This window comes from Hyphomonas sp. UBA4494, from assembly GCF_002388935.1.
Classification (GTDB): Bacteria; Pseudomonadota; Alphaproteobacteria; order Caulobacterales; family Hyphomonadaceae; genus Hyphomonas.
Window position 1 is genome coordinate 388 of sequence record NZ_DGNK01000008.1, and the last position, 14,220, is coordinate 14,607.

General features: G+C 61.8%; 11 protein-coding genes and 1 pseudogene. 11 read left to right on the forward strand and 1 reads right to left on the reverse strand.

The genetic code is table 11. The features are described from left to right. The 4 genes from B2P82_RS03305 to B2P82_RS03320 form a co-directional block, all read left to right on the forward strand. Window positions 1–430: HK97 family phage prohead protease (locus B2P82_RS03305; protein ID WP_349679721.1), on the forward strand; the 430-nt coding region annotated here is incomplete at its 5' end. Window positions 431–564: 134 nt separating this feature from the next. Continuing rightward, window positions 565–4,317 (forward strand): baseplate multidomain protein megatron, encoded by a 3,753-nt coding sequence (locus tag B2P82_RS03310; RefSeq protein WP_290495140.1) that lies wholly within the window; start codon window positions 565–567, stop codon window positions 4,315–4,317. Between the two features lie 75 nt (window positions 4,318–4,392). After that, window positions 4,393–4,863, forward strand: coding sequence for a DUF1203 domain-containing protein (locus tag B2P82_RS03315; protein WP_290495142.1), 471 nt, complete (start codon window positions 4,393–4,395; stop codon window positions 4,861–4,863). A 36-nt stretch (window positions 4,864–4,899) separates the two neighbouring features. Further along, window positions 4,900–5,808, forward strand: coding sequence for a DnaJ C-terminal domain-containing protein (locus B2P82_RS03320; protein WP_290495144.1), 909 nt, complete (start codon window positions 4,900–4,902; stop codon window positions 5,806–5,808). Here B2P82_RS03320 and B2P82_RS03325 read toward each other — a convergent pair. Beyond that, window positions 5,805–8,249, reverse strand: coding sequence for a bifunctional diguanylate cyclase/phosphodiesterase (locus tag B2P82_RS03325; protein ID WP_290495146.1), 2,445 nt, complete (start codon window positions 8,247–8,249; stop codon window positions 5,805–5,807). The genes B2P82_RS03320 and B2P82_RS03325 overlap by 4 nt on opposite strands. 232 nt (window positions 8,250–8,481) lie before the next feature. On the opposite strand from B2P82_RS03325, the gene B2P82_RS03330 reads away from it, so the two are divergent. The 7 genes and pseudogenes from B2P82_RS03330 to B2P82_RS03360 all read left to right on the forward strand — a co-directional run. Further along, on the forward strand, window positions 8,482–9,642 hold the full coding sequence (locus tag B2P82_RS03330) for a hypothetical protein (RefSeq protein WP_290495148.1): 1,161 nt from the start codon (window positions 8,482–8,484) through the stop codon (window positions 9,640–9,642). Window positions 9,643–9,787: 145 nt separating this feature from the next. Further along, window positions 9,788–10,552 carry a helix-turn-helix transcriptional regulator gene (locus tag B2P82_RS03335; protein ID WP_290495150.1) on the forward strand — a complete coding sequence of 255 codons (765 nt, stop codon included), beginning with the start codon at window positions 9,788–9,790 and terminating at the stop codon, window positions 10,550–10,552. Window positions 10,553–10,624: 72 nt separating this feature from the next. Then, window positions 10,625–11,386 carry a helix-turn-helix transcriptional regulator gene (locus tag B2P82_RS03340; RefSeq protein ID WP_290495151.1) on the forward strand — a complete coding sequence of 254 codons (762 nt, stop codon included), beginning with the start codon at window positions 10,625–10,627 and terminating at the stop codon, window positions 11,384–11,386. A gap of 93 nt (window positions 11,387–11,479) precedes the next feature. Continuing rightward, window positions 11,480–11,791 carry a PepSY domain-containing protein gene (locus B2P82_RS03345; RefSeq protein WP_290495152.1) on the forward strand — a complete coding sequence of 104 codons (312 nt, stop codon included), beginning with the start codon at window positions 11,480–11,482 and terminating at the stop codon, window positions 11,789–11,791. A 35-nt stretch (window positions 11,792–11,826) separates the two neighbouring features. Continuing rightward, on the forward strand, window positions 11,827–12,510 hold the full coding sequence (locus B2P82_RS03350) for a response regulator transcription factor (protein ID WP_206991011.1): 684 nt from the start codon (window positions 11,827–11,829) through the stop codon (window positions 12,508–12,510). A gap of 27 nt (window positions 12,511–12,537) precedes the next feature. Next, window positions 12,538–13,971, forward strand: coding sequence for an ATP-binding protein (locus tag B2P82_RS03355; RefSeq protein ID WP_206991010.1), 1,434 nt, complete (start codon window positions 12,538–12,540; stop codon window positions 13,969–13,971). After that, window positions 13,968–14,220, forward strand: a pseudogene (locus B2P82_RS03360) (hypothetical protein); the annotation flags it as partial. The gene B2P82_RS03355 and the pseudogene B2P82_RS03360, both read left to right, overlap by 4 nt.

A 14,220-nucleotide genomic window follows, 5' to 3' on the forward strand; every position in this document is an offset into this window, starting at 1 on the left:
GATAGAGGGGGGTCTTCGAACGCGGAGGCCAATCCTGATCGAAGGCTATGCCTCGCTGTTCGGTGTGCCGGATGCGAGCGGAGATGTCGTGCGGGCAGGCGCCTTTGCCCGCAGCCTGCAACGGGGCACGCAGCTGCCCATGCTGTTGCAGCACAGGCCCGGCGCCATGGCCGGGCGTTGGGTGCGGATGATCGAGGATGGGCGCGGGCTCTATGTGCGCGGTCTCGTCGAGGGCGTGGCGGCGCGGTCCCTGGTGGCGCAGGGGCTCAGCGGCCTCTCCATCGGGTTTCGCCCGCGCCTCTGGAATGCACGGCGCCCGGATGGGCGGGAACTGGTCGAGGTGGACCTTGTCGAAGTTTCCCTCGTGACCAGTCCGATGCAGGCACGGGCGCGGTTTTCCCTGCTGGGGGCGGAGGCAAAAGCGGCGTGACTGGGAAGCCCGCGCGCGTGCTTCGACCCCGGCCATCGCTGGGGCAGGCTTCGCTCAGCATGAGCGCTTTGAAAGTACGGAACTCATCCTGAGCGACGTCGAAGGATGATGGATTTGAGAGGAATGGAGACAACATGACCAAGGAAACCAAGATGGCCGGCGGCGGCGATGCCGAACTGATGGCCGCCTTTGCCGCCTATACCGAGGCGAATGATGCCCGGCTTGCAGAGATCGAAGCCAGGGGCACAAGCGATCCGCTGACGGATGAGCGGCTGTCGCGCATTGACCGGCGGCTCGAAGCGCTGAGCCTGAAAATGGCCCGGCCGGAGGCAGGCGAGGGGAAGACCGCCGACGAGGATGCGCGCAGCGCGGCCTGGGGACGTTATTTGCGCAGCGGCGATGATAGCGGGCTGTCACGGCTCAACGTGAAGGCGCAGGAAGGGCCACGCGTCAAATCCCTGCCGGTGATGGAGGCGCGCGAGGGGGCGGGCCTGGCCTCTGTCTATGGCCGGATGCGGGTCGGCGGGCAGGTGATCTGGGCGGCCCGCTTCAAGGAGACGAAGACGACGCGGCGGGCGAGCAGCAAGGGTGGACCGAAGGCCACCGAGTATGATTATTCGGTCAGCTTTGCCGTGGCGCTGGGCGAAGGGCCGATCCTGAGTGTAAGGCGGGCCTGGGCGAATGGCGAGGCGTTCGACCTTTCCGGCGTGGTGCACCGGGTCTATCCCGGCGATGAGACGCAAGAGCCAGACCCGCTGATCGAGATGATCGAAGGTGAGGCACCCGCTTATCGCGGGACCGCCTATATCGTGTTCGAGGATTTGCCGCTGGAGGCATTTGGCAACCGGCTGCCGCAGCTCTCCTTCGAGATCGAGCGCGTGCCGCCGGGCGGAGCTGAGCCGGGGCTGGGCGATGTGGTGACGGCGGTGAACATAATCCCGGCCTCGGGCGAATTCGTCTATGCGACCGAGATCGTGCGGGAACAGAGGTTTCCGGGGCATGAGCGCGCGTTGAATGCATGGTCCGGCGAGGCGCAGGCGGATTTCCTTGTCTCGCTGGACCAGTTGGAGAGTGGTCTGCCGAACGTATCGCGCGCGGCGCTGACGGTGGGCTGGTTCGGGACGAGTATCGAGGCTGGCGCGTGCGAGATCCATCCCGGCGTGGAGACGCGTGAGCGGGTGACAGTTCCCTATGCGTGGGAAGTGGCGGGCATCGCGCGGGGCGATGCCTATGTGATCTCACGCGATGAGGACGGCCATCCGAATTATGGCGGCACACCTGCCGACCGGTGCGTGATCAGCGCGATACACGAGATGAAAGCGCGGGGCCTGTCTGTCACGCTGTCGCCCTTCCTGTTCATGGATAGCGAAGGCTTTCCGTGGCGGGGGCGCATCGGCGTGTCGGCAGATGGCACAGCGTCGGCGCGCAGTGAGATCGAAGCATTCGTTGACGGAGCGAACGGGTTCCGGCGCTTCATCCTGCATCATGCGCAGCTGGCCGCCGAGGCGGGCGGAGTCAAGGGGTTCCTGATTGGCAGCGAGATGGTGGGGCTCAGCCGGGTGCGGGATGCGGCGGGCGCGTTTCCGTTTGTTGAAGCGCTGGTGGCGCTGACAGCGGAGGTGAAGGCAATCCTTCCGGGGGCGGAGGTCTCTTACGGCGCGGACTGGACCGAGTATGGCGCCTATGTGCCTGGGGACGGATCGGGCGATGTCCTGTTTCCGCTGGATGCGCTCTGGGCGAGTGCGGATGTCGATTTCGTCGGCGTCGATTGGTATCCCCCGCTGGGGGATTGGCGTGATGGCGACGATCATCTCGATGCGCTGGCAGGATATGCCGCGGCGGATGATCCGACCTATCTGGCATCGCAGATCGCAGGCGGGGAGGCGTATGACTGGTACTATGCGGATCAGGCAACGCGCGATGCGCAAGTGCGTGCACCGATCAATGATACGGCGCATGGCGAGCATTTCGTGTTCCGACAGAAGGATATCGCCGGCTGGGCGGGCGCGTATCATCACGAGCGTCCGGGCGGGGTGCGCGCGGCGACGCCGACCGGATGGGTGCCGGGGATGAAACCCGTTCGCCTGATGGAAATCGGTTTTGCGGCGGTCGACAAGGGCGGCAATGCGCCGAACCTGTTCTACGATCCCAAGAGCAGCGAGAGCGCGCTGCCACCCTATTCGAGCGGGGCGCGGGACGAAGTGTTCCAGCGGAGGGCGCTGGCGGCGGTGTTGCCGCACTGGGAGACGAGCCCGCTGGTTGAAGCGGCTTATGTCTGGGCGTGGGACGGGCGACCTTTCCCGGCCTGGCCGCTGAAGGAAGAGGTCTGGAGCGATGGCGGCAATTGGGCGCGCGGGCACTGGCTGAATGGCCGGTCAGGCCTTGCGCCGCTGGCCGATGTGGTGAGCGACATCTGCGCGCAGGGCGGCGTGGACGCGGTCGATGTGTCCGGGCTCGACGGGATTGTCGAAGGTTATGGACTGGACGGGGTGCATTCGGTGCGCGCGGCGCTGGAGCCGCTCAGGGCGGCGTATGGGTTTGAGTGCGTGGAGCGCGGCGGGGGGCTGGTCTTCCGCATGGCGGGCGAAGGGGGCGTTCTGGATGTGGCGCCCGGCGCATTTGTGGAAGGCGGACTGAAGAAGACCCGCGCCCTGCTGGACAAGGCACCGGCGCGGCTCAGGCTGACGCATGTTGATCTGGAGGCGGACTATCAGCCGGGCATGGCGGAGGCGCGAATTGACGGCGGTGATGCAAGGCTGGTGCAGGACGTGGCCCTGCCACTGGCGCTTGGGGCGAGTCGGGCGGAAGCTGTTGCAGCCGCGCTGCTGGCATCGGCAGCGAGCGGGGAGACGACGACCTGTGCGGTGTCACTCTCGGCGCTCGCATTGGAGCCGGGGGATGGGTTGCGCGTTGAGGGCGGGCAGGTCTGGCGTGTCACGGATGTTGTCGACCGGGGCGGCGTGCGGGTGCTGACCTGCCGGGAGGAGGTTGCCGCGATACCGCGCGTGCGGGCGGGCGAGGCGGGCAGCGCGCCGCCGCCCGCGCCTGTATTCGGCGGGGTGGACCTTGTCGTCATGGATGCGCCGAGCCTGCCGGAGCTTGGCGAAGGCGTTGGGCCGCTGGTGGCGGCATGGGCCGATCCGTGGCCGGGTGAGGTGGTCGTGTCTGCCGGTCTGGCCGACGACGCGCTGAGCGAGGCGGTGCGACTGGACCGGCCGGCGGTAGTCGGGCGGCTGACGGAAGCGTGCGGCGCGGGGCCGGTCGGGCGGTGGGACCGCGCAAATGCGCTGAGCGTGTATTGTCCGGGCGGAGAGTTTGCGAGCCTGCCGGAAGATCGTGTCCTGTCGGGCAGCAACGCCGCGCTGCTGGAGACGGCTGCCGGCTGGGAATGTGTGCAGTTTGAACAGGCTGACCTGATCGCGCCCGACACATGGCGGCTGACGGGCCTGTTGCGGGGGCAGCGAGGGAGTGTGCCCGGCGACGCAGCGATTGGCGCGCGGTTGGTGATGCTGGATGCGGCGGTGGCGCGGGCACGCCTTGGCGGGGAGGCCTATGGGGCGGAGCTGGTCTGGCAGGCCAGGGCGGATGATGCCCCGCAGACGGCCATGTTCGAGGACCGTGCGGGCCTGCCCTGGCCTGTGGCGCATCTGCGTGTGCGGGCGGACCAACTCAGCTGGACCAGGCGCGGATCGGATGTGCCAGAAAGCTGGGCCATGCCGGAGGCGGAGAATGCCGGACGGTTTGCCGTCGGGTTCGATATGGGGGCGGGATTTGGCGATCCAGTGGTGGTGAACGTACCGTTTGTGGAATGGCCTGCCGGCGCTGCCTCAGCGCGGGTGGCGGAGATTGGGCCGGACGGGCGAACTGGGTTGTGGGCGGTGATTTAAGACCTGCAGCACGTATCGGGTGGCGGCGTTTGGCGCGCTTCGGCAGATTGGCGGGCATAAATTCAGGAGCCCACCATGACATTCCAGATTACCGGTCTTGCCGCCGAGACGTTTGCGCATTTGCCGAGCCTGACCGAGGCCGAACTTGCGGTGCACAACATTCAGAAAATCGTTGCGGATGTAAGTCCCGGCTTTCCCTGCCGAGTGAGTTTGCAGGACGCTGCGATTGGGGAGACGCTCTATCTCCTCAACCATACCTATCATGATGAGGCGACGCCCTACCGAGGCTCGCATGCCATCTTCGTGCGCGAAGGTGCGGCGGAATATGTGCCAGCCAAAGGCGAAGTGCCGGAGGTTCTGGCGCGGCGTCTGATTTCGATTCGAGGTTTCAATTCAGCGCATGACATGGTGGCCGCCGATGTGGTCAAGGGGGCTGAACTTGGCGTGGCAATCCCGTCCATGCTGGCGTCCGAGGGGGTTGCCTATCTGCATTTGCACAATGCCAAACCGGGATGCTTTGCGGCGCGGGTTGATCCGGTAAGGTAATATCCGGGTTTCATTACGGTTCCGGACATCCTAACTGTGATCGGATATCAGATTCGTGACTGGAAGGATTTCCCGCCCTTGGCCCTCGATCCCTATAAAGTGCTCGGCGTTGACCGCTCGGCCAGCGAGGCCGAAATCAAGAAGGCGCATCGCCAGAAAGCAAAGGATTTGCATCCGGACCAGAATCCGGACGATCCCAAAAAGCTGGAAGCTTTCAAGCAGGTCTCGCAGGCATGGGACATTCTTGGCGACAAGGAAAAGAGAGCCAAGTTCGACCGTGGCGAGATTGACGGCGACGGCAATCCGACCGGCTTTGGTGGCGGCTATCCGGGCGGCGGGGGACAGCGCTGGGAAACACGCGGCGGTGGCAACCCGTTTGGCGGCGCGCAGGGCGACCCATTCGAGGATATCCTTTCCGGCATGTTCGGGGGTGGCCGGTCGCGGCGCAGCGGGCCGGTCAAGGGTCGTGACGTACGCTATCGCGTGACGATCGACTTTGCGGATTCAGTCACGGGCGCGCGACGGCGCATGACCATGGCCGACAATTCAGCGCTGGATGTGAATATTCCGGCAGGCATTGAATCTGGGCAGACGCTACGTCTGAAAAGTCAGGGGCAGGCATCGCCCAATGGCGGACCGCCCGGAGACGCCTTGCTGGAGGTTGAAGTGAAGCCCAGCAGCGTCTGGGAACGCGATGGCAAGGATCTGCGCATGTCAGTACCGATTGATCTCAAGATCGCGGTGCTCGGCGGCAGTGTCGAGGTGAAGACACCGTCCGGCCCGGTGACTTTGAAAGTTCCTGCGGGCTCCAATACCGGCTCTCAATTGCGTTTGCGCGGCAAGGGTGTGCAGACATCCACGCCGGGCAATCTCTATGCCCGACTTGAAATCGTGCTGGATGATCCGAAAGATGACGGGCTGAAAGCCTGGGCTGAAGGGCGCTAGGCGACCTCGATCTCGAAAATCGGATTGTCGGCCAGCACGCGGGCAACCATGTCCTCGAACGGGGCGGGAGCGGCAATCAGGTAGCCCTGCAATTCCTCGCATGCCAGCAGGGCTAGCGCTTCGGCCTGGTCTTCGGTTTCAACACCTTCGGCCACGACCGGAATGTCCAGCGAATGGGCAAGGTGGATGATCGCCTCGACAATGGCGCGGGATTTTACGTTGGCATTCATGGACGTCACGAAGGACCGGTCGATCTTGATCCGGTCGAACGGGAATTCCTGAATATAGCTCATTGACGAATAGCCGGTCCCGAAATCATCCAGAGAAATCTTGATGCCGAGCGCTTTCAGATCAAGCAGGATGCTGGTGGCGAGCTGGGTGTTGTGGATGATTGCGGTTTCCGTGATCTCCAACTCAAAGCGCGCTGGATCAAGCCCGGTCTGATCGAGTGCGGTGCGAACATGGTCGACCAAGTCCGGATCGAGCAACTGGCGGGCAGACAGATTTACGGCCACCGTCTCCTTGCCCGACCATTGGCTGGCTGCAGAACATGCAGCGAAGATCGTCCAACGTCCGATATCATTGATCAGCATGCTCTGCTCTGCGAGGGGAATGAACTCATCCGGGCCGATCAGGCCGACATTCGGCCGGTTCCAGCGGATCAGCGCTTCCCGGCCGACAATGGCACGCGAGTATGCGCTGACTTTCGGCTGGAAGTGCAGGACGAATTCGTCATTCTCTATCGCCTTGTGGAGCGCGCGTTCGAGATTGCGCTTTTCGATCTGGCGTTTGTGCAGAATGGCATCATAGAACCGTACGCAGCCGCGTCCGTCAGCCTTGGCGGAGTAAAGCGCGCGGTCGGCAAAGGTGAGGATGCGGGCAGGGCTGGTCGCGCGTTGTGGGACGATTGCGATGCCGATACTGCCGCCGCAGTTCAGCGTTCGCTTGCCCATGGCCAGTGGTTCGGAAATGGCGGCCAGTATGTTGTTCGCAACCCGGGTAACCTCTTCGGGTGTGGATCGGCCGCGCACCAGAACGGCAAATTCATCCCCCCCGAGACGAGCTACCATGTCCTTGTCAGACAGCTCGTTGGAAATGCGGCGGCCCATCGCCTTGAGGAGCGTGTCTCCAGCGCCGTGGCCGTACTGATCGTTGACTTCCTTGAACTCGTCCAGGTCAATGATCATGACGGCCAGGTTCTTGCGATGCTCAGCGTCTTTGCTGACAGACGATTCAAGCGCCATATTGAAGGCGACCCGATTGGGCAGGCCTGTCAGGGCGTCACGGTAGGCGAGCGCGCGTACACGAGCTTCGGCGCGGACGCGCTGGGTCATGTCATGAACCGCAAAGAAGACGAAATCTTCGTTCGTATCCTCAGTGCGCCGACTGGAGATCGTGGCGATCATCTCACGGCCATCTGCAAACCGGATGCGGCGTTCGCCATAATCCCGGTTTTCCCTCAGGGTGAAGGTCTCGTCTTCAATCTGGAAAAGGTCTTGAGCGGAGCGACCCGACAGTTTTGGCAATCGGTCCACATCCGCCAAATGGCCCAGATCCTTCAGGTCTTCGAGGTCGCTCAAGCGGTCGCTGAACATGATCCGTGCGGCCATGTTGGTCTGAAGGACGAGACCATCAGCTGACACCATGAAGAGACCTTCGCTGCTTGAATCAGCCAGCACGGACAATTTGCGTTGTTCCTTGTGGCGAAGTCGCTGGAAATTACTATCGAGGCCGGCCGCTAGGGCGGAGAGGACCACGACGACCAGCATGGCGATGGCGATGATTGCGCTGAGGCCGGTGGTGTGAAGGGCAACTATCGGCGTACTCAGGCCCCTGATCGGGATCAGGGTTGTGCCGGATGCGCTGACAAAGTGAATGGAGATGACTGCCAGAACGCTGGTGACTGTGGCGATCGCCGTGCTCCAGCGGACCTTCGGGTTCGCGCCGAGCAAATAGGTGCCGACATAGCCCAGGAAGCCGAGCACCATCGCGGCTGTGATGGTGATTGTATCGTACTCGATTACGGCAGAGGCGCTCAGCGCCGACATGCCATAGAAGTGCATTCCGGCCACGGCAGCGGTCGCGATGCCTGCGCATGCCAGACGAAGCGTGCCATCCGCGTTCAGTCGCAGCAACAATGCTGTGGTGACGAAGCCAGCGACAGAGATAAGGGCGGACACGATTGTGCGACCCGCGTCGAAGACGATTTCGAATCCGGGTTTGTAACCGAGCAGCGCGATGAAGTGGGTGGCCCAGACCCCGAGGCCCACAACTGTACCGGCGGCAATCGCCCACAGGATCTTGTTGCGGGTCACCAATGCAGCCTGGCTGCGATAGTAGATGATCAGGGAACAACAATTGCTGAATGCCAGAACGAACAAGGAGGCAAGCACGTGCTTCCAGTCATGCTCCGTCGTTATGCAGTTCAACACTTCGTACATCTGAAAGCAAAATCCTTTTACGGGATTTTCATGCGGATGATTACGTTACCAAAAAACAAACCCTACTGTGTCAGTCCGGGTCCACGCTGCCGGGTTTGGAAGGATGTGAGCAAATTTCGATAACTCATCAAAAACGTGACTTCTGTATGTTTCATTACAGAATCAGGTGAAGGGGCATCGTTCTTGGCGGTGAGCGAAAATGTGTACGTAAATAAATCGGGGAGAAATATTAATGATCGACCGCCGGACAAATTCGAGGCGCCGTCAGAATGTGAAACTGGTGCTCGCCGGCCTGGCTGCTCTGGCTGCGTGCGCCCATCCGAACCGGCCGGTTTCTCCCATTGAATCCGACACGCTTGCCTATTCGTCGGCCATTTCAGATGCCCGGCAGGAACAATTGCTGATGAATATTGTTCGCCTGCGATACAATGATCCTGTCACCTTTGTTGATGCTGAGCGGATTACCACAACCGAAAACACCCAGATCAACGGCATGCTGGCGTCAGCGCTGGCGCTGGGTGGGCAGAATCTGGATGAAGTCCTGAACGGAAATGTCGGCACCAATATGAGTAGTCAGCCCTCGATCGCCTATTCGGCGTTGAGGGGGTCGGACTATGCCCAACAGATCCTGCAGCCATTGCCGCCGGCGACCATCTTCCTGATGAGCCAGTCGGGATGGAGCGTTGAACGGTTGATGTTGTGTTGCGTCTCCCGGATTGGCGATCTCGAGAATGCGCGGGCAGCCGCCGGGCCAACCCCGCCCGTCATGCCGGATAATGCGCGCTTTCGCGAACTGGCCGCGCTGATGCGCTCGCTTCAGGAACGCGGGCAATTGATGGTGCAGGTTGTCGATCCGGACACATCCGAGACCGATGGAGATGGCAAGCCGCGCGTGATCCTCAAATGGGATCGTACCTCGGAACTCGGCCAGCAACTCGCCGACTTCTTTCGGCGCTATTGGGTGTCGGATGTCAGTGTGATTCCGGGTGACCGCTACATCACGGAGATATCAACGCGGGGCAATGCCCTCGGCGATTATGCGGCGCGTGGGCGATCTCTGCTCGGCGTGTTGTCGGCGTTGTCGCAATCGGTTCACGTGCCCGAGGCGCACCGCGACATCGCCCGTGCCTCGCAACCTGTCCTGGAGCATTCGGACGACCCCTGTCGGGCACCGGGAGGGTGGCATGATGTGAATGGCGGCCTGTTTGCAGTGCAATCGGCGGCGGCGCGCCCGGCCACTGCGACGATAGCGGTCGAGTATCGTGACTATTGGTTCTATGTCGATGACCGCTGCCACGATGCCAAGGAAACCCTGAACCTGCTGGATCACCTCTATGCCCTGCAGGCGGGTATCAGTTCCGATGCGACGACGTTGCTGCTGCTCGGCGGCTAGGTCTGTCGCGGCTGTTACAGAGCGGAGGCTCCCGTCTCGCGAGAGAGGCAGCGGGCCCATCAATATTCAACCCTAAAGCGGGCGAACATGATTGCCGCAGAGCGGGTTTGGTCTATCTTCCCATTCGAAAACTGGGATTGGACCAATGCTGGGCCATCTGCGCCATATAGTTCGATCACGTACGGTCGAAGATATATTTGACAGATCCGTTGCCGCTTTGCGCGAGATTGGACTGACCCGCGTCTATTTTCAGGGTCCCATTGGAAGTGACCGGACGCTGACCCGAAACACGGCGAGCTTCGGCTTTCCTGAGACGTGGCAGAAATCATACGAACTGAACTGGCAGGTTCACGACCCGATTCCGGACGCCGCTTCCAGAATTGGCGGGCCGCTATACTGGCACCGCCTGCCATCATCGGTGTCGCTCTCCGAGAATGAGCTCGCCTATATGGAGTTCCTCAGACAGATGCAGATGGGTCAGGGAATCTGCATGCTCCAATATGGCAATGTGTCGAGAGTGGGTCTGATCGCGGCCAGCACGGATCCTGACGGACCGGAAGTCGAGAGCATTGACCGCGAGTTCTTTCAGTTTGTGGGCATGTCGTCCTTCATGCGATTTTGCCAGTTGGTAACCATGGACCCGGACATACCGGTCCAGCTGTCCGGCCGCGAACAGGACGTCCTTTACTGGATGGCGCAGGGCCGCAGCAATAGTGCCATCGCCGATGTGCTTGGCATCCGTCAGGACACGGTCAATACGTATGTGAAGCGTATCTTCGCCAAGCTGGAAGTGTTCGACCGAACCTCGGCCGTGATGAAGGGGGTCCGTCAGGGAATGGTCATCGTGTCGGACCCGATTTCTGAGCTTGTCGCCGACCAGATGAGAGCGAAACGTCGAAGAGATGGATAGTATATCTACTATTCTGCTTGAAAATATTGCGCGAGCCCTCACAATCCTCCTCGAGTCCGGGGAGGCAGTGGCGTGCTCAACAAATTGAAGGGCCTGATAGAGGCGCGGTCGTTGCAGGACCTGCGCGAAGCGGCCGTCTCGGCCTTTGGCGAGATGGGTGTGCCGCGGCTTTTGTGTCTGTCCCCGGTTGGCCATGATCGCTCGGTAGGTCGCGGGCTGACCAATGCAGGCTTTCCGGAAGAGTGGGAAACCGCCTATCGCGATGCCCGTCATATGGACGACCCGCTGCCAGACATTTCGGTGCGGATCGGAACGGCCTTTCGCTGGCATGACTTGCCAAGCGATGTCGTGCTGAATGAGCGTGAAACCCGATACCTTTCAGACTTGTCCAAATGGGGCATGTCGAAGGGCATATGCGTCGCCACTTACGGGTCGGCTGCGCGGGTCGGCTTCATCGCCGCCAGTTCGGAATCCGGAGAAGATGATCTGGACGAAGTCGATTTGTCACTTTTCCAGATTGGCGCCGAGACCGCCTATCTGCGTTATTGCCAGCTGATGTCGGCTGAGCTGCAATATGAGATGAACCTGTCCAGCCGCGAACTCGACGTGTTGCACTGGATGGCGCAAGGCCGCAGCAATGCGGGCATCGCGGACATGCTGGACCTCAGTCAGGAGACTGTTGGCACTTACGTGAAACGAATCTTTGCCAAGCTGGACGTGTTCGACCGAACCTCCGCCGTGATGAAGGGCGTAATGCGCGGGCTCGTGATCGCGTCAGACCCGAACGTCGAGGCAGCCGCGCAACAGCGTCGTGCGCGTCCGAAACGTGCTTGATTGCCCATCCTGTTGGCACCAATCGCAGCCTGAACGAATCCGACGGCATATGTTCACTTGGTATTCAGAGCCTGATGCCTATACAGCCATGGTATGAAACGGATTTCTGCCCTTCTTCTGGCCCTGGGCCTTGTGGTGACGCCTCCGGCGATCGCTCAGGACTGGCGTAACCAATGGTCGCCCGGTCAGGCGCGCGATTCGGTGCGGCAGGGCAAAACCGTTCCCCTCAGCCAGATTTTCCAGAGCCTGAAGCGGCAATATGGCGGCTATCAACTCGGTGCAGACCTGTTCGATAATGGCGGCAAGCCGCAATACAAGATCGACTGGATGACGGGGGATGGCCGCAAGATGCGCTTTACGGTGGACGCCCGTACGGGTGCAGTCCTTGACCGGCAGGGTGCTTGACCCGACATTGCTTATTAGATCGGAGGGACGTGTAGATGCGTATCCTGGTAGTTGAAGATGATTCAGACTTGCGCCGCCAGCTGGCCGATGTGCTCTCACAGTCAGGCTATGCTGTGGACCTCGCCGCAGATGGCGAGGATGGCCACTTTCTGGGCGACACCGAACCCTATGATGCGGTGATCCTGGACCTCGGCCTGCCGAAGATGGACGGCGTCAGCGTTCTGAAGAAATGGCGTGCGGACGGCAAATCCTTCCCGGTCCTGATTCTGACCGCCCGCGATTCGTGGAGCGAGAAGGTGGCTGGCTTTGATGCCGGCGCTGACGATTACCTCACCAAGCCGTTCATTACCGAAGAGTTGCTGGCGCGCTTGCGCGCCCTGTTGCGCCGCGCCGCCGGTCACTCTGCCGCGACGCTGGAGGCTGGCAAGCTGGTGGTCGATACGCGCGCCGCCCGTGCCAGTGTGAATGGCGAACCTGTGAAACTGACCGCGCACGAATATCGCGTTCTGTCTTACCTGATGCATCATATGGGCCGCGTCGTGCCGCGCACGGAACTGGTCGAGCATATCTATGATCAGGACTTTGACCGCGACTCGAACACGATCGAGGTCTTCATCGGTCGCCTGCGCCGCAAGATCGGGCAGGACCGTATCCAGACCGAGCGGGGCCTTGGCTACCGCCTTGTCGTGCCGGATGCCGAAACCCGCGTCGTCGGATAAGGCCCGCACCGCGCCGGAGCCCGGACCATGAGCGACAGCGCCCCTTCAAACCCGACCCTGCTGGACCGCTGGACGCGCCTGTCATTGGCGCGGCGGATCATGCTGGCGGCGGCGGTGTGGGGACTGGTCGTGCTGGTCGGCGGCGCGCTCGCCTTGTCAGCGGTCTATCGCGCGCAAACGCTCAGCTTGCTGGAAGAGGACCTGGAACAGAATCTTGTTGGCCTGACCCGCGAGATGACTCGGGAAGGGGCGTTTCTCGAAGATGGCCAGGTCACGGATTCCCAGCGCGAATTCTTTCTCGGGGATGTGCGTTTTCGCACGCAATATTCCGGGCGGTACTGGGCCATTGTGGGGGTCAGCTCCGAAGGCGACATCGCGGGAGACATTCGCTCGCGCAGCCTCTGGGACGAGCCCGTTCCCCTCAGCGACGGTCAACTGGATCGGACGCTGGCCAATCCCGGCATGACGCAGTTCGGGGACTTTGACCTTGTTGGTCCGGCCGGACAGCATGTGCGCGTGGCGTCTCGCGCGATCCTGATCGCAAATCGTGACACGCCGCTTGTTCTGGTGGCGGCGGCTGACCGCGCGGCCAATGATGCGGCGGCGACGCGCTTCCGGAATTTGTTGCTGGGCACGATGATTGCCCTGTTCGGCGGTGTGTTCGCGGCGATGGTCGCGGGCATATCGTTCTCGCTGCGTCCGTTGCGGCGCATCGGGGATGATGTCGCTGAGGTGCGTGAAGGCACGCGGCAGAAACTGTCTGAGGATTATCCGGCCGAAGTGCGCCCGCTCGCCGATGAATTGAACAAGCTGCTGGAGCATAACCGGCAGGTGGTCGAGCGCGCGCGGACGCATGTCGGTAACCTTGCCCATGCCCTGAAGACGCCGCTGGCCGTGCTGCGCAATGAGGCGACCGGTGATACTTTGCTGGATGATGTGGTGCGTCGCCAGTCGGAAAACATGCAGACCAATGTCGAGCATTACCTGAAGCGCGCGCAAATGGTGGCGCGGGCGCAAACATTGGGCGCACGGACCGAGTTGCGCCCAGTGATCGATGGCATCGCACGCATGTTGAACCGGCTTTATGATGCAAGGGGCGTCAACGTGTCCGTTGACGGCGGGGTCGGGGCCGTGTTCCGGGGAGAGAAACAGGATCTGGAAGAAATGGTCGGCAATCTGATGGAAAACGCCTGCAAATGGGCCCGGAGCGAAGTGATGGTGCGGGTTCGCGATGGGGCAGAGGCGCTGACCATAGAGGTAGAGGATGACGGCAAGGGCCTGACGCAGGAAGAACGGGCGGGCGCCCTGAAGCGCGGCGTGCGCCTCGATGAGACCACCCCCGGCACCGGACTGGGCCTGTCCATCGTCAAGGAACTGGCCGAACTGCATCGCGGCAGTCTCGATCTGGGGGATTCCGGCATGGGTGGCCTGAAGGCCGTGTTGAAGTTTCCAAAATCATGACACGTCGGAACGGTATCATCCTCGCACTTTGTCTGGCGGTGGCGATTGGTGGATATCTGCTGGTCGGCAAACCCGGAATGGGCGATTTGCCGATGAAAGACCGGCAGGCTGGCCTGATGGAGAAAATCCGTACCGATCCGGGCGCGCTGACCCAGGCTGAAACGCTGTCGCGTCTTGAGGCGACCGTGGTGGAACGCCCTGAAGATCCCCAGCCACACTATTTCATTGGTGAGATCCTGCGCGCGCAGG